General features: G+C 62.4%; 22 protein-coding genes. 16 read left to right on the forward strand and 6 right to left on the reverse strand.

Annotation, left to right across the window (positions count from 1 at the left end):
• Window positions 1-7 precede the first annotated feature (7 nt).
• The 5 genes from AHA_RS01215 to AHA_RS01235 all read left to right on the forward strand — a co-directional run bounded on the left by AHA_RS01215 (window position 8) and on the right by AHA_RS01235 (window position 5,167).
• Entirely contained in the window at window positions 8-1,504 is a 1,497-nt protein-coding gene (locus AHA_RS01215; protein ID WP_011704254.1) for a CoA-acylating methylmalonate-semialdehyde dehydrogenase, read from the forward strand.
• Between the two features lie 84 nt (window positions 1,505-1,588).
• Complete coding sequence (locus AHA_RS01220; protein ID WP_011704255.1) at window positions 1,589-2,344, forward strand: glutamine amidotransferase-related protein; 756 nt, start codon at window positions 1,589-1,591, stop codon at window positions 2,342-2,344.
• Window positions 2,341-3,456, forward strand: a complete 1,116-nt coding sequence (ald, locus tag AHA_RS01225) for an alanine dehydrogenase (RefSeq protein ID WP_011704256.1) — start codon at window positions 2,341-2,343, stop codon at window positions 3,454-3,456. Before AHA_RS01220 ends, ald begins: the two co-directional genes overlap by 4 nt.
• A 119-nt stretch (window positions 3,457-3,575) precedes the next feature.
• Window positions 3,576-4,415 carry a PfkB family carbohydrate kinase gene (locus AHA_RS01230; RefSeq protein ID WP_011704257.1) on the forward strand — a complete coding sequence of 280 codons (840 nt, stop codon included), beginning with the start codon at window positions 3,576-3,578 and terminating at the stop codon, window positions 4,413-4,415.
• Window positions 4,416-4,714: 299 nt separating this feature from the next.
• Window positions 4,715-5,167, forward strand: coding sequence for an Rrf2 family transcriptional regulator (locus AHA_RS01235; RefSeq protein WP_011704258.1), 453 nt, complete (start codon window positions 4,715-4,717; stop codon window positions 5,165-5,167).
• Window positions 5,168-5,225: 58 nt separating this feature from the next.
• On the opposite strand, the gene AHA_RS01240 is transcribed toward AHA_RS01235, so the two are convergent.
• Window positions 5,226-5,738 carry a ferredoxin-type protein NapF gene (locus AHA_RS01240; RefSeq protein WP_011704259.1) on the reverse strand — a complete coding sequence of 171 codons (513 nt, stop codon included), beginning with the start codon at window positions 5,736-5,738 and terminating at the stop codon, window positions 5,226-5,228.
• 138 nt (window positions 5,739-5,876) lie between these two features.
• Between AHA_RS01240 and AHA_RS01245 the strand changes: the two genes are divergently transcribed.
• Both AHA_RS01245 and rmuC read left to right on the forward strand, forming a co-directional pair.
• Complete coding sequence (locus tag AHA_RS01245) at window positions 5,877-6,092, forward strand: hypothetical protein (RefSeq protein ID WP_016349071.1); 216 nt, start codon at window positions 5,877-5,879, stop codon at window positions 6,090-6,092.
• Window positions 6,089-7,429, forward strand: a complete 1,341-nt coding sequence (gene rmuC, locus AHA_RS01250) for a DNA recombination protein RmuC (RefSeq protein WP_011704261.1) — start codon at window positions 6,089-6,091, stop codon at window positions 7,427-7,429. The genes AHA_RS01245 and rmuC overlap by 4 nt, the downstream gene beginning before the upstream one ends.
• A 105-nt stretch (window positions 7,430-7,534) precedes the next feature.
• Here the strand turns inward: rmuC and AHA_RS01255 are convergent, their stop codons facing one another.
• The 5 genes from AHA_RS01255 to def form a co-directional block, all read right to left on the reverse strand.
• Window positions 7,535-8,977, reverse strand: a complete 1,443-nt coding sequence (locus AHA_RS01255; RefSeq protein ID WP_011704262.1) for a TrkH family potassium uptake protein — start codon at window positions 8,975-8,977, stop codon at window positions 7,535-7,537.
• Between the two features lie 96 nt (window positions 8,978-9,073).
• The gene (gene trkA / locus AHA_RS01260; protein ID WP_011704263.1) at window positions 9,074-10,450 is read right to left on the reverse strand and encodes a Trk system potassium transporter TrkA; all 1,377 of its coding nucleotides are present in this window, start codon (window positions 10,448-10,450) and stop codon (window positions 9,074-9,076) included.
• A 147-nt stretch (window positions 10,451-10,597) separates the two neighbouring features.
• Window positions 10,598-11,890: a 16S rRNA (cytosine(967)-C(5))-methyltransferase RsmB gene (rsmB, locus tag AHA_RS01265; RefSeq protein ID WP_011704264.1), complete on the reverse strand. Its 1,293-nt coding sequence runs from the start codon at window positions 11,888-11,890 to the stop codon at window positions 10,598-10,600.
• A 56-nt stretch (window positions 11,891-11,946) separates the two neighbouring features.
• A complete protein-coding gene (gene fmt, locus AHA_RS01270; RefSeq protein WP_011704265.1) occupies window positions 11,947-12,891 on the reverse strand; it encodes a methionyl-tRNA formyltransferase in 945 nt (314 codons plus the stop codon).
• A 12-nt stretch (window positions 12,892-12,903) separates the two neighbouring features.
• A complete protein-coding gene (gene def, locus AHA_RS01275) occupies window positions 12,904-13,416 on the reverse strand; it encodes a peptide deformylase (protein ID WP_011704266.1) in 513 nt (170 codons plus the stop codon).
• Window positions 13,417-13,524: 108 nt separating this feature from the next.
• Between def and AHA_RS01280 the strand changes: the two genes are divergently transcribed.
• The 9 genes from AHA_RS01280 to AHA_RS01320 all read left to right on the forward strand — a co-directional run bounded on the left by AHA_RS01280 (window position 13,525) and on the right by AHA_RS01320 (window position 20,267).
• The gene (locus tag AHA_RS01280) at window positions 13,525-14,613 is read left to right on the forward strand and encodes a LysM peptidoglycan-binding domain-containing protein (RefSeq protein WP_011704267.1); all 1,089 of its coding nucleotides are present in this window, start codon (window positions 13,525-13,527) and stop codon (window positions 14,611-14,613) included.
• A 1-nt stretch (window position 14,614) separates the two neighbouring features.
• Window positions 14,615-15,730 (forward strand): DNA-processing protein DprA, encoded by a 1,116-nt coding sequence (gene dprA / locus AHA_RS01285; RefSeq protein ID WP_011704268.1) that lies wholly within the window; start codon window positions 14,615-14,617, stop codon window positions 15,728-15,730.
• Entirely contained in the window at window positions 15,723-16,196 is a 474-nt protein-coding gene (locus AHA_RS01290) for a DUF494 family protein (RefSeq protein ID WP_011704269.1), read from the forward strand. The genes dprA and AHA_RS01290 overlap by 8 nt, the downstream gene beginning before the upstream one ends.
• A 55-nt stretch (window positions 16,197-16,251) precedes the next feature.
• A complete protein-coding gene (locus tag AHA_RS01295; RefSeq protein ID WP_011704270.1) occupies window positions 16,252-16,809 on the forward strand; it encodes a DNA topoisomerase family protein in 558 nt (185 codons plus the stop codon).
• 74 nt (window positions 16,810-16,883) lie between these two features.
• A complete protein-coding gene (purE, locus tag AHA_RS01300) occupies window positions 16,884-17,387 on the forward strand; it encodes a 5-(carboxyamino)imidazole ribonucleotide mutase (protein ID WP_011704271.1) in 504 nt (167 codons plus the stop codon).
• 134 nt (window positions 17,388-17,521) lie between these two features.
• Entirely contained in the window at window positions 17,522-18,082 is a 561-nt protein-coding gene (locus tag AHA_RS01305; protein ID WP_011704272.1) for a Sua5/YciO/YrdC/YwlC family protein, read from the forward strand.
• 94 nt (window positions 18,083-18,176) lie between these two features.
• Window positions 18,177-19,085, forward strand: coding sequence for an oxygen-dependent coproporphyrinogen oxidase (hemF, locus tag AHA_RS01310; RefSeq protein WP_011704273.1), 909 nt, complete (start codon window positions 18,177-18,179; stop codon window positions 19,083-19,085).
• Between the two features lie 103 nt (window positions 19,086-19,188).
• On the forward strand, window positions 19,189-20,010 hold the full coding sequence (gene aroE / locus AHA_RS01315) for a shikimate dehydrogenase (protein ID WP_011704274.1): 822 nt from the start codon (window positions 19,189-19,191) through the stop codon (window positions 20,008-20,010).
• Window positions 20,007-20,267 (forward strand): DUF1488 family protein, encoded by a 261-nt coding sequence (locus tag AHA_RS01320; RefSeq protein WP_011704275.1) that lies wholly within the window; start codon window positions 20,007-20,009, stop codon window positions 20,265-20,267. Before aroE ends, AHA_RS01320 begins: the two co-directional genes overlap by 4 nt.
• Window positions 20,268-20,972: the final 705 nt, after the last annotated feature.

Consider the following 20,972-nt stretch of genomic DNA (forward strand, 5'->3'; position numbering starts at 1 on the left):
AGGATTTATGACATACAGGGTCAGCAACTTCATCGACGGCGAGACGACCGAGAGCCGCAGCGAGCGCTTCGGAGCCATCTTCAACCCGGCCACCGGCCAGCAGCAGGGTCAGGTGGTGCTCAGCACCGCCGCCGAGTGCCAGGATGCCATCGCCAGCGCCGAGCGCGCCCTGGCTGACTGGGCGCAGACTCCGCCGCTGGTGCGAGCCCGGGTGCTGTTTCGCTTCAAGGAGTTGATGGAGCAGCACAGGGACGATCTGGCGCGGCTGATCAGTCGCGAGCACGGCAAGGTGTTCTCCGACGCCCAGGGCGAGCTGACTCGTGGCCTCGAGGTGGTGGAGTTTGCCTGCGGCATTCCCCACCTGCTCAAGGGGGAGCACTCCCTCAACGTGGGGCGCGGGGTCGACAGCCACTCCATGATGCAGCCGGTGGGTGTCTGCGCCGGCATCACCCCGTTCAACTTCCCGGCCATGGTGCCGCTGTGGATGTTCCCGGTGGCCATCGCCTGCGGCAACACCTTCATTCTCAAGCCCTCCGAGAAGGATCCCTCCCTCTCCCTGCGCATGGCCGAGCTGCTCAAGCAGGCCGGCCTGCCGGACGGGGTGCTCAACGTGGTCAACGGTGACAAGGAGGTGGTAGACGTGCTGCTGACCGACCCGCGGGTCGGTGCCGTGTCGTTTGTCGGCTCCACCCCCATCGCCCAGTACATCTATGCCACCGCCTCGGCCCACGGCAAGCGGGTGCAGGCGCTGGGCGGCGCCAAGAACCACATGCTGGTGATGCCGGATGCTGATCTCGAACTGGCGGTCTCCGCCCTGATGGGAGCGGCCTACGGTGCGGCCGGCGAGCGCTGCATGGCCATTTCGGTGGCCGTGGTGGTGGGGGACGAGACGGCCGATGCGCTGGTGGCCAGGTTGTCGCCGCTGGTGGCGGCGCTGCGGGTGGGCCCGGGGCTGGGCCAGAGCCCGGAGAACGAGATGGGGCCGCTCATCAGCCGCGAGCACCTGGCCAAGGTGCGCGGCTATGTGGATCAGGGGGTGGCCGAGGGAGCCGAGCTGGTGGTGGACGGTCGGGGCCTGAGCCACGGCGAGGGTTACTTCATCGGCGGCAGCCTGTTCGACCGGGTCGGCCCCGAGATGCGCATCTACCGGGAGGAGATCTTCGGCCCTGTGCTTGCCATCGTGCGGGCGCCAGACTACGAGACGGCGCTCAGGCTCATCAACGAACACGAGTACGGCAACGGCACCGCCATCTTCACCTGTGACGGCGACACCGCGCGGGACTTCACCGCCCGCGTGCAGGTCGGTATGGTAGGGGTGAACGTTCCCATCCCGGTGCCCATGGCGTTTCACAGCTTTGGTGGCTGGAAGCGGTCCATCTTCGGGCCGCTCAACATGCACGGGCCGGATGGGGTGCGCTTCTATACCCGGATGAAGACGGTGACTGCCCGCTGGCCCCAGAGCCTGCGGGCGGGCGCGGAGTTCTCCATGCCGACCATGAAGTAATCAACCATGCAGCAGCTAGCCCGGACATGGCCCGGTGGCAGGAATCCACCTTCGTTCGCCGCTATCACTGTGAAGGAGTAACAGATGCGACTGGGAATTCTCGATTGTGACCGGCTGGACCCCGACTTGGTGGGGGATTTCGGCCCCGTTTACTCCGAGATGTTTATCAAGGGCTTCCGGGCACTGGCCCCCGGGCTGGAGTTTCGGGTCTGGTCGGCGCTCGATGGCGAGCTGCCGGCCGATCTGCACGAGTGCGATGCCTGGCTCATCACCGGCTCGCGCCACGATGCCTACAGCGACATCCCCTGGATCCGGGCGCTGCGCGACTGGATCCGGCGCGCCCACGATGCCGACGTCAAGCTGGCCGGGGTCTGCTTCGGCCACCAGGTGATCGCCCAGGCGCTGGGGGGCGAGGTGATGAAATCCACCAAGGGCTGGGGGCTGGGGGTGTCGGTCCATCCCATGCTGGCGCGACAACCCTGGATGGAGCCTGGGCTCGAGACCATCCGGATCCTGGCCAGCCACCAGGATCAGGTGGAGCAGCTGCCGCCGGGGGCCACCCGGCTGGCGGGCAATGATTTTTGTCCCAATTTCATGTTTTTGCAGGGTGACCACATAGTGGCCATCCAGGGACATCCGGAATTCTCGGTGGAGTACAACCGGGCGCTGATCGAGCGGCGGCGGGATCTGCTGCCGGACGATCGTTACCAGCGCAGCCTCTCCTCGCTGGAGGGGGAGGTGGATTCGGCCACCATGATGCAGTGGTTGTTGCAATTTTTGGGCATCCTGCCCGGCGCCGACACGGCTGCCGGCGGGATCACAGCAGGAGAGCGAGCATGATTATTGGCGTACCCAAGGAAATCAAAAACCATGAATACCGGGTCGGCATGACTCCCGCCGGAGTGCAGGAGCTGACGGCCCGGGGACACAAGGTGCTGGTGCAGCAGCAGGGAGGCGAGGCGATCGGGCTGTCCGACGCCGAGTACCAGGCAGCCGGTGCCGAACTGGTGGCCAGCGCGGCGGAGATTTTCGCCCGGGCCGAGATGATAGTGAAGGTGAAGGAGCCCCAGCCGGAGGAGTGCGAACTGCTCAGGCCGGGTCAGCTGCTGTTCACCTACCTGCACCTGGCGCCGGACCCGGTGCAGACCCAGCTGCTGGTGCACTCGGGGGCGGTGGCCATCGCCTACGAGACGGTGACCGATGATCGCGGCGGCCTGCCGCTGCTGGCGCCCATGTCCGAGGTGGCGGGGCGGATGGCGATCCAGGCCGGTGCCCACAGCCTGGAGAAGGCGCAGGGAGGCAACGGCACCCTGCTGGGCGGGGTGCCCGCGGTGGCGCCCGCCAAGGTGGTGGTGCTGGGTGGCGGGGTGGTCGGCGTCAATTCGGCGCGCATGGCGCTGGGACTGGGGGCCGACGTCACCATCCTGGATCGCTCCCTGCCGCGGCTGCGGGAGCTGGACAGCCTGTACGGCCCGGCCCTCAAGACCCTCTACTCCACCCGCACCAACATAGAGGCGTGCATCGCCCAGGCCGATCTGGTGATCGGTGCCGTACTGATCCCGGGGGCGGCGGCGCCCAAGCTGCTGACCCGCGACATGCTCAAGCTGATGCGCAAGGGCTCGGTGCTGGTGGACGTGGCCATCGATCAGGGCGGCTGTTTCGAGACCTCCCACCCGACTACCCACGAGGAGCCCACCTACGTGGTGGACGGCATCATCCACTACTGCGTGGCCAACATGCCGGGCGGGGTGGCGCGCACCTCCACCTTCGCGCTGACCAACGCCACCCTGCCGTTCGTGCTGGCGCTGGCGGACAAGGGCTATGCCCGGGCGCTGCAGGACGATCGTCACCTGCGGGCCGGTCTGAACGTGTTCAAGGGCAAGATAACCCAGGCGGCGGTGGCGCAGGCACTCGGCTACGAGTACGTCAGCGCCGAGTCGGTACTGGGCTGACGCAGCCGTTGCGCGCCCGCTCGGCAAACGTCGAGCGGGCTCACAAACCCCGCGATTTCAGGGAGGGCCGCCACGGCCCTTTCTCATATACTGGGCTCCCCTGTCAGTGAGGTCTCTTCATGTCCCGCATTCTGCTGCTCGCCAATCTCAACTGTGATCACGTGCTCTCCCTCTCCGAACCCCTGGTGGCCGGTGCCCGCCTGCAATACCTGGATCAGGGTCGCCGGCTCGGCGGTGGCGCCGCCAACACCGGCATCGGGCTGGTGTGGGCCGGCCACGAGGTGACCATCGCCTCGCGCATCGGGCTGGACGAAACTGGCGACTGGCTGCTGGAGCAGGCGGCGGGCTACGGCCTGGATTGCAGCCATGTGGAGCGCTTTGGCGGCGAGACCGGCGAGCTGCTGATCCTGGTGGACTCCACCGGCGAGCGCACCATCCTCAGGCGGCCACGGCGCCCGGACCTGCCGGGTGATCTGCCGAGCGAGGGGGTGGACTGCCTCTACGTGAACTACCCGGGCACCGCCATCATCGGCTACATGCGCCAGATGCTCGGCAAGAGCTTCGTGGTGGCTCAGTATCCCAAGGGCGGCCAGGCGCGTCGCCCCTGCCACGTGCTGGTGGCTTCCCGCTCCGACCTCGGCGAAGTGGACGATCCCTGGCAGCACGCCCGCCAGATCGCCGGCGAGCAGCTGGCCTGGCTGGTGCTGACCGAAGGCAAGGCGGGGGCGGTGGCCATTCACGGCGAGGAGCAGATCCGGGTGGCGGCACGGCCGGTGTCGGTGGTGGACACCACGGGGGCGGGAGATGCCTTCGCCGGCGGCCTGATCCACGGGCTGGCGCGAGGCATGGCGATCCGGGATGCGCTGCAGTGCGCGGTGGACTGGGGTGCCTTCGCGGTCGCCTCCGAGAGTTCCATCCCCTCCAGCGCCCTGAAAAACTGGCTCAGGCAGCCGCACTGAGCCGCCATGAACTGTTGCCGATGAGGTCGCCTTGTACGGGCCGAGGCGGAGGGGAAAACCGGCGAATTTAACCGCCATAACCCCCCAAAACCTTGGACTAACCCTGCAAGTTTGCGATCAATCAAAGAAAGTGTCGATTTATGTGCATCTTCATCGACACCCGCCTGAGCTGCTCTTAACCTTGTCATTCCACGACTCAGATTAAGATGCGGACCTTGCGCGGGCGCAAGCGCTTCCCCGCCTCTTAGCTTTAGGTTGTCGTCCTGATTTCTGACTTGTAGTAAGAGGCAAGTGCGACCATGCAACTGACACGATTTACCGACTATGCCCTGCGTACCCTGACTTTTCTGGCGGTCCAGCCGGGAGATCGCCTGTCGACCATCACCGAGGTGGCCGATACCTTTGCCATCTCCCGCAACCACGTGGTCAAGATAGTGCATCAGCTCGGTATCAAGGGGTACATAGAGACGGTGCGTGGCAAGCATGGCGGCATCCGCCTCGGCCGCTCCGCCGTCTCCATCAACCTGCGTGACGTGGTGATGGACATGGAGCACGTGCTTTGCCCGGTGGACTGCAAGCGCGAGAACTGCCGCCTCTCCGGTGGCTGCCGCATCCAGGGTATTCTGCGCCGCGCCATGAACGCCTTCCTCGAGGTGCTGGGGGAGTACACCCTGGCCGATGCGGTGCGCGATCCGACCCGGCTCTGCCATCTGCTCGGCATCGAACAGGACTCGATCCTGGCCATGGCATAAGCCAGGCAAGCATGACAAAGGGGCCCACGGGCCCCTTTGTCATGTCCGGGATTCGGGCTCAGAGCTGGGGGATCAGGGTGATGGCGCCGTGCAGGCAGGCGAGACCGCAGGCGCCGCAGCCGTCGCAGGCCGCCATGTTGATGCTGACGCCGTCGGCGGTGGCCTTGATCGCCTGCTGGGGGCAGGCATCTTCACACAGCAGGCAGTAGAAGCCCTGCCGGGCCTGGCAGCTGGCCTCGATCCGTACCCGGGTCTGCACCTGACGACCCAGCTGTAGGTCGAGGGCGCCGGTCGGACAGGCTCTGGCGCAGCTGCCGCAATAGCTGCACTGGCCGCAGGCGAGATCCAGCACGGGCGTGCCGGCGATGGGGGTGTCGTCATATTCGGGCTGGTTGGCCGGTTTGAGCAGGCCGTTGGGACAGGCCTTGAAGCATTCACCGCAGCGGGAGCAGAGAGAGAGGAACTGGGACTCTTCGATGGCCCAGGGGGGACGCGCTTCGTGACAAACCACCTCCGGTTTGCGAGAGCCCCCCAATGCTTGCGTCAGCCAGCGACAGAAAAAATGAGTCATGCTCACCCCTGATACCTATTAGGGGTTAATTTTATCCAAGTTTCCCTTCGCAAGCCAGAGAATAGCGCCGGCCAGGATCGCAAGCCGGGTTGCCCTTGTGTAAGCTAGGCGGGTCTTTTTGCAGGATTGAATGAACTCATGTGGTTATTTCTGTGGCGTGCTTCTCTGCTCTATGTCTTCCCCTTGCTGATGTGGGGCTACTGCCGCATCAAGGGGATCGAATTCGTCGAGCTCGACACCGGCGTTAACAGTCACAAGTGGGTGGTGCTGGCCGCCTATCTGCTCTACGTGCTGCTCTGGCTGCTGCTCAACCGCTATCTCGAACTCTTTCTGCGTCAGCGGAGCCGCAAATGATCGAGCCCGGGCTCTGGAGCCTGCTGCTGGCTGGCGCCGTGCTGGCGGTCGGCCTCGGCTGGCTGGTGGGCCGGCGTGGTGCGGCCCAGCTGGCCCAGCAGGTGCTGCTGAGCGAGGAGCGCCAGCAGGCGCTGCAGGATCGCTGTGACGAGCTGCAGGATGAAAAGTTGCAGAGCCAGCAAAAGCTGGAGCAGCAGCAGACCCTGCTCATCAAGCTCACCGCCCGCCTCAAGGATGCCGAAGCCACCCTGCGTAGCGAGCGACTGGCCGCCGCCGAGAAGCTGCAACTGCAACAGGAGGCGGAGCAGCGCCTCAGCCAGCAGTTCGAGAACCTCGCCAACCGGATCTTCGAGCAAAACTCGGGCAACTTCCGTGAACTGAACCAGAACAGCCTGGATCTGCTGCTGACGCCGCTCAAAGAGCAGCTCGAGGGCTTTCGCCGCCAGGTGGGGGAGACCCACGCCCAGGAGACGGCCCAGCGCCACAGCCTCAAGTTCGAGCTGGAGCGCCTGGCCGAGCTCAACGCCCGCATGACCGAGGAGGCGGCGGCGCTGACCCGCGCCCTCAAGGGCGACAGCAAGCAGCAGGGCAACTGGGGCGAGGTGGTGCTGGCGCGGATCCTCAGCGAATGCGGCCTGCGCGAGGGCCACGAGTACCACACCCAGGTCAACATCGAGGTGGACAGGGGCAAGCGCTACCAGCCCGACGTCATCGTCCACCTGCCGCAGGACAAGGACATCATCATCGACGCCAAGGTGTCGCTGACCGCCTACGAGCGCTGGTACAACAGCGATGACGAGCTGGAGAAGGCGGTGGCGCTGAAAGAGCACGTCGCCTCGGTGCGCAACCATATCCGCGAGCTGGGCCGCAAGGATTACCAGCAGCTGCCCGGGGTGCGCACCCTCGATTACGTGCTGATGTTCGTGGCGGTGGAGCCCGCCTTCCTTACCGCGGTGGAGGCTGACCCCTCGCTGGTGCGATTCGGTCTCGACAACAACATTCTGCTGGTGAGCCCCACCAACCTGATGGTGGCGCTGCGCACCATAGAGAACCTGTGGCGTTACGAGCGGCAGAACCAGAATGCCCGCCAGATCGCCGAGCGGGCCGGCCGCCTCTACGAGAAGCTGCGGCTGTTCGTGGAGGAGATGCAGCAGTTGGGTGGCAGCCTGCACCGGGCGCAGGAGAGCTACGACAAGGCGATGGGGCGGCTGGTCAACGGGCGCGGCAACCTGATCGCCCAGGTGGAGCGCTTTCGCGAGCTGGGGGTGGAGGTGACCAAGACCCTGCCCGAGCCGCTGGTCAACCGGGCGCTGGAGCGGGAAGACCCGGCCGAGTGAAGCCGCGCCTCATTCGCTCAAGCAACAAGAAGGGCAGCCACTGGCTGCCCTTCTGCATTTCTTCGTCTTGATACCCTTCGCCATTCGATCTCGCGCGCTTGCCGGCTACTGCTTCCAGAAGGAGGGGAAGAAGAGCACCGCCACGGTCAGGATCTCGAGCCGTCCCAGCAGCATGCCGAACGACAGGATCCACTTGGCCGAGTCGGGCAGGGTGGCGAAGTTGGTGCTGGGGCCGATGATCGGTCCCATGCCCGGACCCACGTTGGCCACGGCGGTGATGGAGCCCGAGATGGCGGTCAGGGGATCCAGCCCGATGGCGGCGAGCAGGGCGGCGATCAGCAGGATGACGGCGAAGTAGGCCAATACGAACGAGATCATCGAGCGGATGATGGCGTCGTTGACCGGGCGGCCGTTGTACTTCTGCGGGAAGACGCCGGAGGGGTGCATCAGCTGGCGCATCTGCTTCTTGAACAGGGCGAACGCCACCTGTACCCGGAAGATCTTGAGGCCGCCGGCGGTGGAGCCGGAGCAGGCGCCGAGGGCCAGCAGGATGATGAAGATGATGCTGGTGAGCGGGCCCCAGGTGCCGAAGTCACCGAGCCCGAAGCCGGTGGTGGTGAGCACGGAGACGATGTTGAAGCAGCTGATGCGCAGAGCATCCATGAAGCCGTAGATGTCCCTTAGCCACAGATAGAAGGTGACCACCACGGTGACCCAGACCACCAGCCAGAAGAAACCCTGTACCTGGGCATCCTTGAGCAGGCTGTTGTCACGCCGGCTCAGGCTCTGCACGTAGAGCAGGAAGGGCAGGCCGCCGAGGAACATGAAGACGGTACCGATCCAGTGCGCCGAGTTGGAGAAGTGGGACATGGATTGATCGGAGGTGGAGTAGCCGCCGGTGCTGAGGGTGGTCATCGAGTGGTTGACCGCCTCGAACAGGGTCATGCCGCTCACCCAGTAGGCCAGGAAGCAGAGCATGGAGAGCACCAGATAGACCAGCACTATGTTGTTGGCCACCGTCTTGGCGCGTGGCGCACTCTTGTCGGACCAATCCGAGCTCTCGGTCTGGAACAGCTTCATGCCGCCCACGTTGAGGTAGGGCAGCACCGCCACCGCCATCACGATAAAGCCCACCCCGCCCAGCCACTGCAGGATGGAGCGCCACAGCAGTATGCTGTGGGCCATGCCGTCGAGCCCCGACAGCACCGTGGAGCCGGTGGTGGTGACCCCCGACATGGTCTCGAAGTAGGCGTCGGTGAAGTCGATGTGGTTGATGAAGAAGAAGGGCAGGGCGCCGAAGATGCAGGCCACCACCCAGACCGAGGTGGTGAGCAGGAACATCTCCCGCACGCCGAGGTGGAACACCGCCTTGCGGCCGTAATGCAGGCAGAGCAGGGCCGCGCCGTGGGTGATCAGCACCGACTTGAGAAACTCGACGAACCCCTCGGAGCCGGTCAGCAGGGCCAGCAGGGTGGGCAGCCACATGAACAGGGCCAGCTTGGAGAGCACCAGCCCGAGGGTGAAGATGATGGGACGCAGCTTGATCATGCAAGATAACCTGGTCGTTGATTGACAAAAGACCCGGACAATCCCTGGTAGAGGCTGTGCCGGGTCTGGGTTGTGCTGCCTGGGTGCATGGGCAGATTACAGGAAGAAGGGACTTGGCTGGAACAGACGTTCCACTTCCGGAATGTACTTCTTGTCCACCAGGAACATCACCACGTGGTCATCCTGCTGGATCTGGGTCCGGTCGTGGGCGATCAGCACCTCGTCACCGCGCACGATGGCGCCTATGGTGGTGCCGGGCGGCAGCTTGAGCTCACCCACCGTCTTGCCGACCACCTTGGAGGTGTTCTCGTCACCGTGGGCGATCGCCTCGATGGCCTCGGCCGCCCCGCGGCGCAGGCTGTAGACGTTGGCAATGTCGGCCCGGCGAACGTGGGTCAGCAGGGCCGAGATGGTGGCCTGCTGCGGCGAGATGGCGATGTCGATGGAACCGCCCTGCACCAGATCCACGTAGGCGCTGCGCTGGATCAGCACCATGGTCTTCTTGGCGCCCATCTTCTTGGCGAGCAGGGCCGACATGATGTTGGCCTCGTCCTCGTTGGTCACCGCGATGAAGACGTCGATCTGGTCGATGTGCTCCTCCGCCAGCAGCTCCTGATCCGCCGCGTCGCCGCAGAAGACGATGGTGTTTTCCAGCACCTCGGAGAGCTGCTCCGCCCGCTTCTGGTTGCGCTCGATAAGCTTGACGCTGTAGCGCTTCTCCAGCTGGCGGGCGAGGCCGGCACCGATGTTGCCGCCGCCGACGATCATGATGCGCCGGTAGGGGCTCTCGAGCCGCTGCAGCTCCGACATCACGGCGCGGATATGGCCCGCCGCCGCCACGAAGAACACCTCGTCATCGGCCTCGATGATGGTGGTGCCCTGCGGACGGATGGAGCGGCCCTGACGAAAGATCGCCGCCACCCGGGTCTCGATGTTGGGCATGTGATCGCGCAGTGTGGAGAGGGCGTTGCCCACCAGCGGGCCGCCGTAGTAGGCCTTGACCGCCACCAGACCCACCTTGCCGCCGGCGAAGTCCACCACCTGCAGGGCGCCCGGGTACTCGATCAGCCGGCGCACGTAGTCGGTCACCAGCTGCTCGGGGGCGATCAGGTGATCCACCGGCACGGATTCGGGCAGGAACAGCCGGTCACGCTCCACCAGATAGGCCGGCGAACGGATCCGCGCCACCTTGTTGGGAGTGTTGAACAGGGAGTAGGCCACCTGGCAGGCGACCATGTTGGTCTCGTCGCTGTTGGTGACCGCGACCAGCATGTCGGCATCCTGGGCACCCGCTTCACGCAGCACCTTGGGATGGGCGCCGTGGCCGTTCACCACCCGCAGATCGAACTTGTCCTGCAGCTCGCGCAGCCGGTCGCTGTCGGTGTCGACTATGGTGATGTCGTTGTTCTCGCCGGCCAGGTTCTCGGCCAGGGTGCCGCCGACCTGACCGGCGCCCAGAATGATGATCTTCATAGGATGGCCTCATGAGCGTCGTCGTTGCAACGGCGGCCAGGGTGCGTGGGGACGGTCATCAACAGGATGAATCTCATAGGGAAATCGCGCTCGATGTTGGGCAGTAATGGGTGCCGCAAGCGGCACCCGTCGTGATGATGGCCCTGCTTACCGCTTGATCAGCTTGGCATAGTAGAAGCCGTCCATCTCGGCCTCGCCCGGCAGGAACTGGCGACCCGGGCACTCCGGGGTGTCCTGCGCATGCAGCGGCACCAGGGTGGCATCCGGGGTGGCCGCGAGGAAGGCGCGGATCTGGTCGCGGTTCTCTTCCGGCAGCACGGAGCAGGTGGCATACAGCAGAGTACCGCCGCTTTTCAGTTTCGACCAGAGGGCGCCGAGGATGCGGTGTTGCAGCTCGGCCAGCTCGCGGATGTCCTGATCCCGACGCAGCCACTTGATGTCGGGGTGGCGACGGATGACGCCGGTGGCGGAGCAGGGGGCATCCAGCAGGATGCGGTCGAACTGACCCTCTGGCCACCACAGATCCGGGGTGCTGGCATCGCCGTGGATCACCTTGGCGGTGAGGCCGATGCGATCCAGGTTCTCCTGCACCCGCTTGAGGCGATTGTCGTCGGCATCGACCGCCACCACGCCGGCCAGCGCGGGCTGGCGCTCCAGCAGATGGGCGGTCTTGCCACCGGGGGCGGCGCAGGCATCCAGCACCCACTCGCCCGGCTGCGGGTCGAGCAGCGCGGCGGCCTGTTGTGCTGCGCCATCCTGTACCGAACAGTCGCCGGCCTCGAAGCCGGGCAGCTTGGTCACGTCGCAGGGACGTTCCAGCAGGATGCAATCCTCGCCCTCTTCACCGGCCATCGCATTGATGCCGGCCTCGGCCATGCGGACCAGCATCTGCTCGCGGCTCTGGCGCTGGCTGTTGTTGCGGATCCACATGGGCGGGCGCTGGTTGTTGGCCTCCATGATGAATTCCCACTCATCCGGATAGGCCTGGCGCAGCCGCTTGGTGAGCCACTCCGGGTGGCCGAGACGAATGCTGGGGACACGGTCGATGCGCAGCAGAATGACTTCGGCGCTGCGCTGGAAGTTGCGCAGCACACCGTTGATGAGGCCGCGCAAGGAGGTGCCCTTGAGCAGCTTGACGGCGTTGACGGTCTCGGCCACCGCGGCGTGAGCCGGAATGCGGGTGTAGATGAGCTGATAGAGACCGACCAGGATCAGGTAGTGGAAGATGCGGCTCTTGTTCTTGAGCGGCTTGTCCATCATCTCGCCGACCGCCGCATCGAGACGGGGCAGCCAGCGCAGGGTGCCGTAGCAGAGTTCTTGCAGGAGGGCGCGATCGCGGGGCGCAACCTTCTCCTGGGCAGCAGGCAGGACGGCGGAGAGGGACTGGCCCTGATCCAGCACCTGTTGAATGACGAGAGCAGCCTGTGCGCGTGTTTTCATAGTGTTACCTTAGATGCGCAAGTCGGGGCCTGGGCCCCGCCTTGTGTCAATTCAGTTCAATTCAATTGCGTGCCGGGTTCAAACCAGTCGCGGCGAGAGTTGAGCAGGTCCGTCACGGACATGGCCTTCTTGCCGGGCGGCTGCAGGGTCAGCAGGCGCAGCACGCCCTTGCCGGTGGCGATGTCGATCCCTTGCTTGTCAGCCTTGAGCAGGGTACCGGCCGCCTGGCCGTGATCCTGTGCGACGACCTCGGCCTGCCATACCTTGACGGTCTGGCCGGCGACTTCAAACCAGCTGATGGGCCAGGGGTTGAAGGCGCGGGTGCAGCGCTCGATGGCGACGGCTTCCATCGACCAGTCGATGCGGGCTTCTTCCTTGGAGAGCTTCTCGGCGTAGTTGGCCTGCGCATCGTCCTGCGCTTCGGCGGCGGTGTTGCCAGCAGCCATGGCATTGACGGTATCAACCAGTGCCTGCGGGCCCAGCCCGGCCAGCTTGTCATAGAGGCTGGCAGAGGTTTCGTCGGCGGCGATGGGGCAGCTCACCTTGCGGATCATGGCGCCGGTATCCAGCCCTACATCCATCTGCATGATGGTGACGCCGGTTTCGGCATCGCCCGCCCAGATGGAACGCTGGATCGGGGCGGCACCGCGCCAGCGCGGCAGCAGGGAGCCGTGCACGTTGATACAGCCCAGCCGTGGGGTATCGAGCACGGCCTTGGGCAGGATCAGGCCGTAGGCGACCACCACCATCAGGTCGGCGCCAAGGGCGGCCAGTTCGGCCTGGGCCTCTTCCTTGCGCAGGGAGGCGGGTTGATAGACCGGCAGATTGTGGGCCAACGCCAACTCCTTGACCGGGCTGGCAGTGAGCTTCTGGCCGCGGCCGGCAGGCTTGTCGGGCTGGGTATAAACGGCGACGACCTCGTGGTCGGAAGACAACAACGCCGCCAGGTGACGGGCGGCGAAGTCGGGAGTACCGGCAAAAATCAGTTTCAGCTTATTCAATGGGGCAGATCCTCAGAGGACTTTGCGATCTTCACGGGCCATCTTTTCCAGCTTCTGGCGAATGCGCTGGCGCTTGAGCGGGGACAGGTAATCCACAAACAGCTTGCCGACCAGATGGTCCATCTCATGCTGGATGCAGATGGCGAGCAGATCGTCTGCTTCCAGCTCGAATGCCTTGCCGTGGCGATCCAGGGCGCGCACCTTGACCCACTCGGCGCGGGGCACCAGAGCACGACTGCCGGGCACGGAGAGGCACCCTTCCTCGATGCCGGTGCTGCCGGCCTGTTCGATGATCTCAGGGTTGATCAATACCAGAGGATCTTCACGGTTTTCAGAGACATCGATCACTATGATGCGCTGATGAATGTCGACCTGAGTGGCGGCGAGGCCGATGCCTTCCTCCGCGTACATGGTTTCGAACATATCATCTACAATGTGTTGTAACTCGGGTGTAAAGGTCTCGACAGGGGCTGCGACGGTACGCAGACGCTCATCGGGGAAACGCAATACATCTAGAATGGCCATAGTTTTTTCTTTAGTTTCGTATAAATGCAGTCAATATTGGCGTAATTCTAGTCATTTACGCCGACAAAAAACAGCAACACTTTGCGCGCAGAAGTAACAGGGAGTGTTATGTATCTGAAGCAAACCATCCTCGCCTGTCTGTTGGCCACCCTGAGCCAGGGCGTGCTGGCCGACCAGCTGAAACTGAAAGCGGGTTATCCCGAGACCTATGTGGTGCAAAAAGGCGATACCCTCTGGGATATTTCCGGCCAGTATCTGGCAGAACCCTGGCTATGGCCAAGGCTCTGGAACATCAACCCGCAGATCGCCAATCCGCACTGGATCTACCCGGGCGATGTGCTGCACCTGAGCTGGGTCAACGGCGAACCGCGCCTTGGCAAGGCGATGCAGGGCGGCAAGCAGGTTGTTCGTCTCTCTCCCAAGAGTCGTTACGAGAACAAGGCCAACCCCATTCCAACCCTGCCGCTCAGCGAGATCGGCCCTTTCCTGCAAACCGACCATATTCTGGCTGACAGCCAGCAGGCAAAGCAGCTGCCTTATGTGCTGGGCAATGATGAGGCGCACATCGGCATGCTGGAGGGAGATACCCTCTACGTACAGGGCTCGCTGATCCCGGGTCAGGACTATGGCATCTATCATCCGGGGACCATCTACAAAGACAAGAAGAGTGGCGAACAGCTGGGGCAAGAGGCGGTCTTCGTCGGCACGGCCAGGGCGGAAGCCCTGCTGCCGGACGGCCGCACCCGGGTTACCCTCAGCCACAACCAGCGCGAGGTGTATCAGGGGGACAAGCTGATGCCGTTCCCGCCGCAGGAGAGCCTCTCCGCCGTGTTCACGCCCAAGGCTGCCCCCATCATCTCGCCCGGCTATATCGTCGACTTGCCGAGCAAGGCTCGCGGCGGTGGCAAGTTCGACGTCGTGCTCATCAACAAGGGCATACGTGATCAGGTTGCCCCCGGCGATGTGCTGGAGATACTGCGGCCCGGCGCCCGGCTGGTGAGCAAGAATGGCAAGGTCGCCTATCGGGAGTACTCCTCCGTCTATGACAAGGCCTTCTATTCGACCGGCAAGCCACCCCTGCCGTCAGAGGCCGTGGCCCGAGTCATGTTGTTCAAGGTGTACGACAAGCTGAGTTATGGCCTGATCCTGCAGAGTCAGGACATGGTCAGCACCGGTTATCAGGTCAGCAACTTCTGACGTGCCTCTTCCATCCGGGCGACTCGCGCTGTGGTTGACGCTGGATGCCGTCACCGGCATTGGTCCGGTCACCGCCGCTCGCCTGCTGGCCCATTTTGGCGGTGACATCGTCACCCTGTTCGACACCGACGACGGCGCCCTGCGAGCTCTTGGTCTGCAGAGCGTTCAAGTCCAGCAGATGAGGTGGCCCCAGCCGGTTGTCGAGCAGGCGCTGAGCTGGGCCGCCGAGCCCGGCAATCATCTCCTGTGTCCGGATGATCCCGCCTATCCCGCTTTGCTCAAAGAGATCCCTGCCGCCCCGCTGTTGCTCTACTGCCGGGGCAACCTGGCTGCCCTGTCTGTTCCTCAGTTGGCGATGGTCGGCACGCGCCATCCCACCTATGCCGGCAAGGACAATGCTGCCCGCCTCTGCAGTGAGCTGGTCGCCTGCGGGCTGGCCATCACCTCCGGACTGGCGCTTGGCATCGATGGGGTGTGTCATCAGCAGGCGCTGGCGGCAGGGGGGACTACGCTGGCCGTGCTGGGCTCAGGGCTCGACTGCCTCTATCCGAAGCGTCATCAGGGGTTGGCTATGGAAATCCTGGTGCGGGGCGGCTTGCTTATCTCCGAGCTGGCACCCGACAAGGGACCGCTGGCCGAGCACTTTCCACGGCGTAATCGCATCATCAGTGGCTTGTCGCTGGGTACTCTGGTGGTAGAGGCGGCCGAGCAGAGCGGTTCGCTCATCACAGCTCGTTATGCATTGGAACAGGGGCGAGAGGTCTTTGCCGTACCAGGTGCCCCGCAAAACGTGCAGGCACTGGGTTGCAACAAATTAATCCAGCAGGGGGCCAAACTTGTATTGAGCGCGGCCGATATAGTGGAAGAGCTGCCCGGATTTGTCGGTTTGCTGCAGCAAGTGGCTGACTTGTCTGAGCATTCGAATAATAGCGAATTGCCTTATGCCGATTTGTTGGATAACGTAGATTATGAGACCACGAGCGTGGATACCGTTGCCGAACGGTCCCAGCTTCCTGTCGAAGTGGTATTGGGCAGGTTGGTAGAGCTGGAGCTGGCCGGTGCAGTGATGGCGGTAGCCGGTGGATACGTCAGAGCGAGGAGGGCGAATCATGTTTGATGTATTGATGTACCTTTTCGAGACCTACATCCACAGCGATGCAGATGTGATGGTCGAGCAGAATGAACTCACCGACGAACTGAGCCGGGCAGGTTTCGACAAAGACGAGATCGAGAAGGCGCTCAACTGGCTGGAGCGACTGGCCAACCTGCATGACAGCGAGCGGGAGGTCTACGTCGCCGCCAGCGCGCAAGGCTCCATGCGTATCTATGCTCCACAAGAACTGGCACGCCTCAGTACCGAATGCCGCGGTTTCCTGCTGTTTCTGGAACAAGCCCAGGTACTCAATGCCGAAACCCGCGAAATCTGCATCGAGCGCCTGCTCGAGCTTGATAAACCGGATATCGAGCTGGACGATCTGAAGTGGGTCGTCATGATGGTGCTGTTCAACGTACCGGGCAGCGAAAATGCCTACCAGCAGATGGAAGAGCTGGTGTTTGATGAGTCGGACGGCGTCATCCACTGACAGCCCGGTGCCGCGCTGGTAGAATTCAGGTCATCTGGATTTCAAGGCGCGGCCCATGTCAAAAATCGATCATCACCTCTTTTCAGCCCACGAACATGCCTTCGAGCGCGAACCGTGCCCGCAGTGTGGTGCCGAGCTGGTGATCCGCCAGGGCAAGCATGGTCCCTTCCTCGGTTGCTCCGCCTATCCTGTCTGTGATTACATCCGCTCTCTGACTCCGTCCGGCCGTGACATCGAGAAGGTGCTTGAGGGCTCGGCCTGCCCGGATTGCGGCCAACCGCTGGCGATCAAGAAGGGGCGTTATGGCCTGTTTGTCGGCTGCACCCAGTACCCGGCCTGCCAGCACATCGAATCCCTGCAGGAGAGCGACGATACCCAAATCCTCTGCCCGGAGTGTGGCAAGGGACACCTCATCAGCCGAACCTCCCGCTATGGCAAGCAGTTCTACTCTTGCGACGGCTACCCCCATTGCAAATATGTGGTGAATGACAAGCCGGTCCCCATGCCTTGCCCGCAATGTGGCTGGGGTATCATGGTCGAGAAAAAGGTGAGGGGAGCACTGCGCTGGATCTGCCCGCAAAAGAAATGCGGCCACCAGAGCGAGCAGGTATAATCCGGCCGCCACAAGCGAATTGAAACGTTTTCGGCGAACTTCAACCCCCCACTTGGAGTAAGGAAATTCCCACCATGAATAAACCCTTTGTTGCCGTATTGATGGGCTCTGATTCTGATTTTCCGGTGATGCAGACCACCCTCGAGGTGCTCAAGTCATTCGATATCGCGGTAGAAGTGAAAGTGACCTCCGCACACCGTACACCGGCTGCTACTCATCAGTACGTGACCGACGCCGAAGCCCGTGGCTGCAAGGTCTTTATCTGTGCCGCCGGTCTCGCTGCTCACCTGGCGGGCGCCGTGGCAGGCATCACGACTCGTCCCGTGATCGGTGTGCCCATCGATGGCGGCCCGCTCAAGGGGCTGGATGCACTGCTTTCCACCGTGCAGATGCCGGGTGGGGTGCCGGTGGCGACCGTGGCGATCGGCAAGGCCGGCGCCAAGAATGCAGGCTATCTGGCAGCTCAGATGCTGGCAGTGGCGGATGATGAACTGGCGGCCAAGGTGCAGGCAGAACGCCAGAAAAATGCCGACGAGGTACTGGCGAAAGACGCTGCCTTACAGGCCCTGCTCAAGTAAGCTCCGAGACGGCAACCACCACCCCGTTCGCCATCAGCTTCTCGCTGGTCGATGAAGGAGGGGGGCCAGGGTCGCCGTTTCGTAGGCTCAATGTTAATCAATGATGAGGCGACAGCCCGGCTGTCGCATTTTTTATGCCCAATGAATTTGAACTTGCAGTGGCCGCCCTCCAGCGCGATGGGGTGATTGCCTATGCGACCGAGGCGGTATTTGGCCTGGGTTGTGATCCTGACTCCGAGTCGGCGGTACACCGTCTGCTGGCGATCAAGCAACGCCCGGTGGAGAAGGGGTTGATCCTTATCGCCGCCGATCTGGCTCAGTTGCAGGATTACATCGATCTGGACCAGCTCACCAGCGAGCAGCTGGCCCGGGTGGAAGCGAGCTGGCCTGGTCCCTTCACCTGGATCATGCCGGCGCGCAGCAATACCCCGGCCTGGCTGACCGGTCAGTTCACTACCCTGGCGGTGCGTGTGACGGCCCATCCGCAGGTGCAGGCCTTGTGCCGCGCGTTTGGCAAGCCGCTGGTCTCTACCAGTGCCAACCTGACGGGTGAAGAGCCTGCCCGCCGGGTGGCGGATATCGGCGAATTGCTGGCGAGTCAGCTGGCCTATATCCTGCCCGGCGAAGTGGGGGGGCAGGCCAATCCGTCCGAGATCAAGGATGCCAGAACCGGCGCCATCATTCGCCCCTCTTGAACCGTTCGAAGAGCGGCAATGCGGATCGGCTTAGCCCATCCGGCGACATCACAATAATAGGGTCAGGCGACGATCCTGGCTAACTGGAGACAAGATGAGCAAACCGGATGTGGCCCAGGTCAAGGCCTTCCTGCTGCAGTTGCAGGACGAGATCTGCCGTGGTCTGGAACTGGCCGACGGCGCCGGACACTTTGTGGAAGATGCCTGGCGCCGCGAAGGAGGTGGCGGTGGCCGCACTCGTGTGCTGCGTCACGGTGCTGTGATCGAGCAGGGAGGGGTCAACTTCTCCCACGTTCATGGTGACGCCATGCCTGCCTCGGCAACGGCCCATCGGCCGGAACTGGCGGGCCGCCGGTTTGAGGCCATGGGGGTGTCGCTGGTGATCCACCCACACAATCCGTACGTGCCGACCAGCCACGCCAATGTGCGCTTCTTCATCGCCGAGAAAGAGGGGGAGGAGCCGATCTGGTGGTTTGGTGGCGGCTTCGATCTCACCCCGTTTTATCCGTTCGAAGAGGACGTGCGGCATTGGCATCAGCTCTCCCGCGATCTTTGTCAGCCGTTCGGCACCGACATTTATCCCGAGTTCAAATCCTGGTGTGATCGCTACTTCTTCCTCAAGCACCGGGACGAGACGCGCGGCGTCGGCGGCCTCTTCTTCGATGATCTGAATCGCTGGCCGTTTGCCGACTGTTTCGCCTTTATGCAGGCGGTCGGCAAGGGCTATCTCGATGCCTACCTGCCGATTGTCGAGCGCCGCAAGGCGCTGGCTTATGGCGAACGGGAGCGGGAATTCCAGCTCTATCGTCGTGGCCGCTATGTGGAGTTCAATCTGGTGTATGACCGTGGCACCCTGTTCGGCTTGCAGACAGGCGGGCGTACCGAGTCGATCCTGATGTCGATGCCACCGCTGGCGCGCTGGGAATATGACTGGCAGCCGTCCGCGGGCAGCCCGGAGGCATTGCTCTACAGCGACTACCTCAAACCACGCGAGTGGTTGTGACCAGAGGGGCCATGATGGCCCCTTCTTATTGGCCGATATTCGGCTTGTTCCTGAGTGCGAAAACCCGTTAAATCGGGAGATTGCCCTCTGAAGGAACTCTTTGATGGATCGTTATCTGGTTTTTGGCCACCCGGTGCGCCACAGCAAATCTCCCTTTATTCATACCCTATTTGCCAGACAAACCCAGCAGGAGCTGGAATATGGTCTGGCCGAGCCTGCCGTCGAAGAGTTCGCCACCAGTCTGAGAGCTTTCTTTGCCCAAGGTGGCAAGGGATGCAATGTCACCGTCCCCTTCAAGGAGCAGGCATTCGCCCTGGTCGATCGACTGAGCCCTCGGGCCCGGCGGGCGGGGGCAGTCAACACCATCAAGCTGACCGATGATGGCGTACTGCTGGGTGACAACACTGATGGTGCCGGGTTGGTGGCCGATCTCAAGGCGCATGGTGTGGCACTTGCCGGCAGCAGGATCCTGTTGCTGGGTGCGGGTGGCGCGGCGCGCGGTGCGCTGGCTCCGCTGCTGGCCGAGCAACCCGAGGCATTGGTTATCGCCAACCGTACTCACGCCAGGGCGGAGCAGCTGGCTGCCGAGTTTCGTGATCTGGGGGCGGTCAGTGCCCAGACCTATGAGCGGCTGGGCGGCCATTTCGATCTGATCATCAACTCCACCTCCGCCAGTCTGCAAGGAGAGCTGCCTCCGCTGGTGCCTGCCCTGATCCACGCCGATATCGCCATCTACGACATGATGTACGGTGCGACCGATACTCCCTTTATCGCATGGGCAAAGGGGCAAGGGGCTCGCCAGACCGTAGATGGCCTCGGCATGTTGGTGGAACAGGCGGCAGAAGCCTTTACCGTGTGGCGCGGAATCCGGCCAGGGACTAAACAGGTATTGAGAGAACTGAAACGAAATCTGGGGACCCTATGAACCAAGGCATCTTGTTTCCCGAGCTGGCCGACTGGCAAGCGCACGAACAGCGGATCCACTTCCCTGCCCAGCAGATGGGGGCGCTGGTGGATTGCTACATCAGTCGCCGGCGTCTGGAGAAAATGACCGGGCTCTCCCTCGCGAGAGAGGAAGACATCCTGCGAGCCTTCGAAAGCGTGCGTTTTGACATCGAGGACATTGCTGAAAAACTCATTGAGGAACAAGAGTTTGCAGAAGATGGCGCCATCTACCTCTGATTTTTTCAAGTTTTTTCTCAAAGCAGCGGAACTTGCGCCAAATTGTGCTGACTAACTAGATAGTTGAGGAAGTGCTAGCTAGTCACCTTTATAACTCCCCGGTATTCGTACTGGGGATTTTTTTATCTATATGAAAAATAACATGATTTATGTAATTCATTTTTCGTGAAACTTAATTACATAAATTACTTTCACTTTCTGCTGCTTTGCTATACAGTTAGCAACGTAGGGTACAGAGGTAAGATGTTCTATCTTTCAGACCTTTTATTTCACGTAATTGAATGTGGCTGAATAGCGACCCCGGTGAGTCATCATCGGGGTGTTTTTTTATGGGTTGCGTTTAGAGTAAATGCTTTAATGTTGACGAATGTTTGTTAGAATGAAGGGGCTTCTTGAGGAAAACCAGTCGTCTTTGTTCTCAAGATTTAGCTTCTTCCCAATTTTTGAACTGATTGTTTAAGGCCGGTACTGCGTTTGCAGAACCGGCCTCATTTTTATCCTTTCCATTGACTGCTTTGTAATAAAATTTCACTTTGGTACTTATTTGGTGAGGAAACGCCCCCGCCGGCATCTATTTTTGAAAACGTTGCCAATGGGATGAAAAGTTAATTGTTATATAGAATTAACTATTTATCCCATTGATAAAAATAGTGTTTCAAGAACTCATCGAAGGGAGTGGGCGATGTCACTGGCGAGAGGGGTTAT

Origin of the sequence: Aeromonas hydrophila subsp. hydrophila ATCC 7966, from assembly GCF_000014805.1 — a bacterium.
Taxonomy (GTDB): Bacteria; Pseudomonadota; Gammaproteobacteria; order Enterobacterales; family Aeromonadaceae; genus Aeromonas; species Aeromonas hydrophila.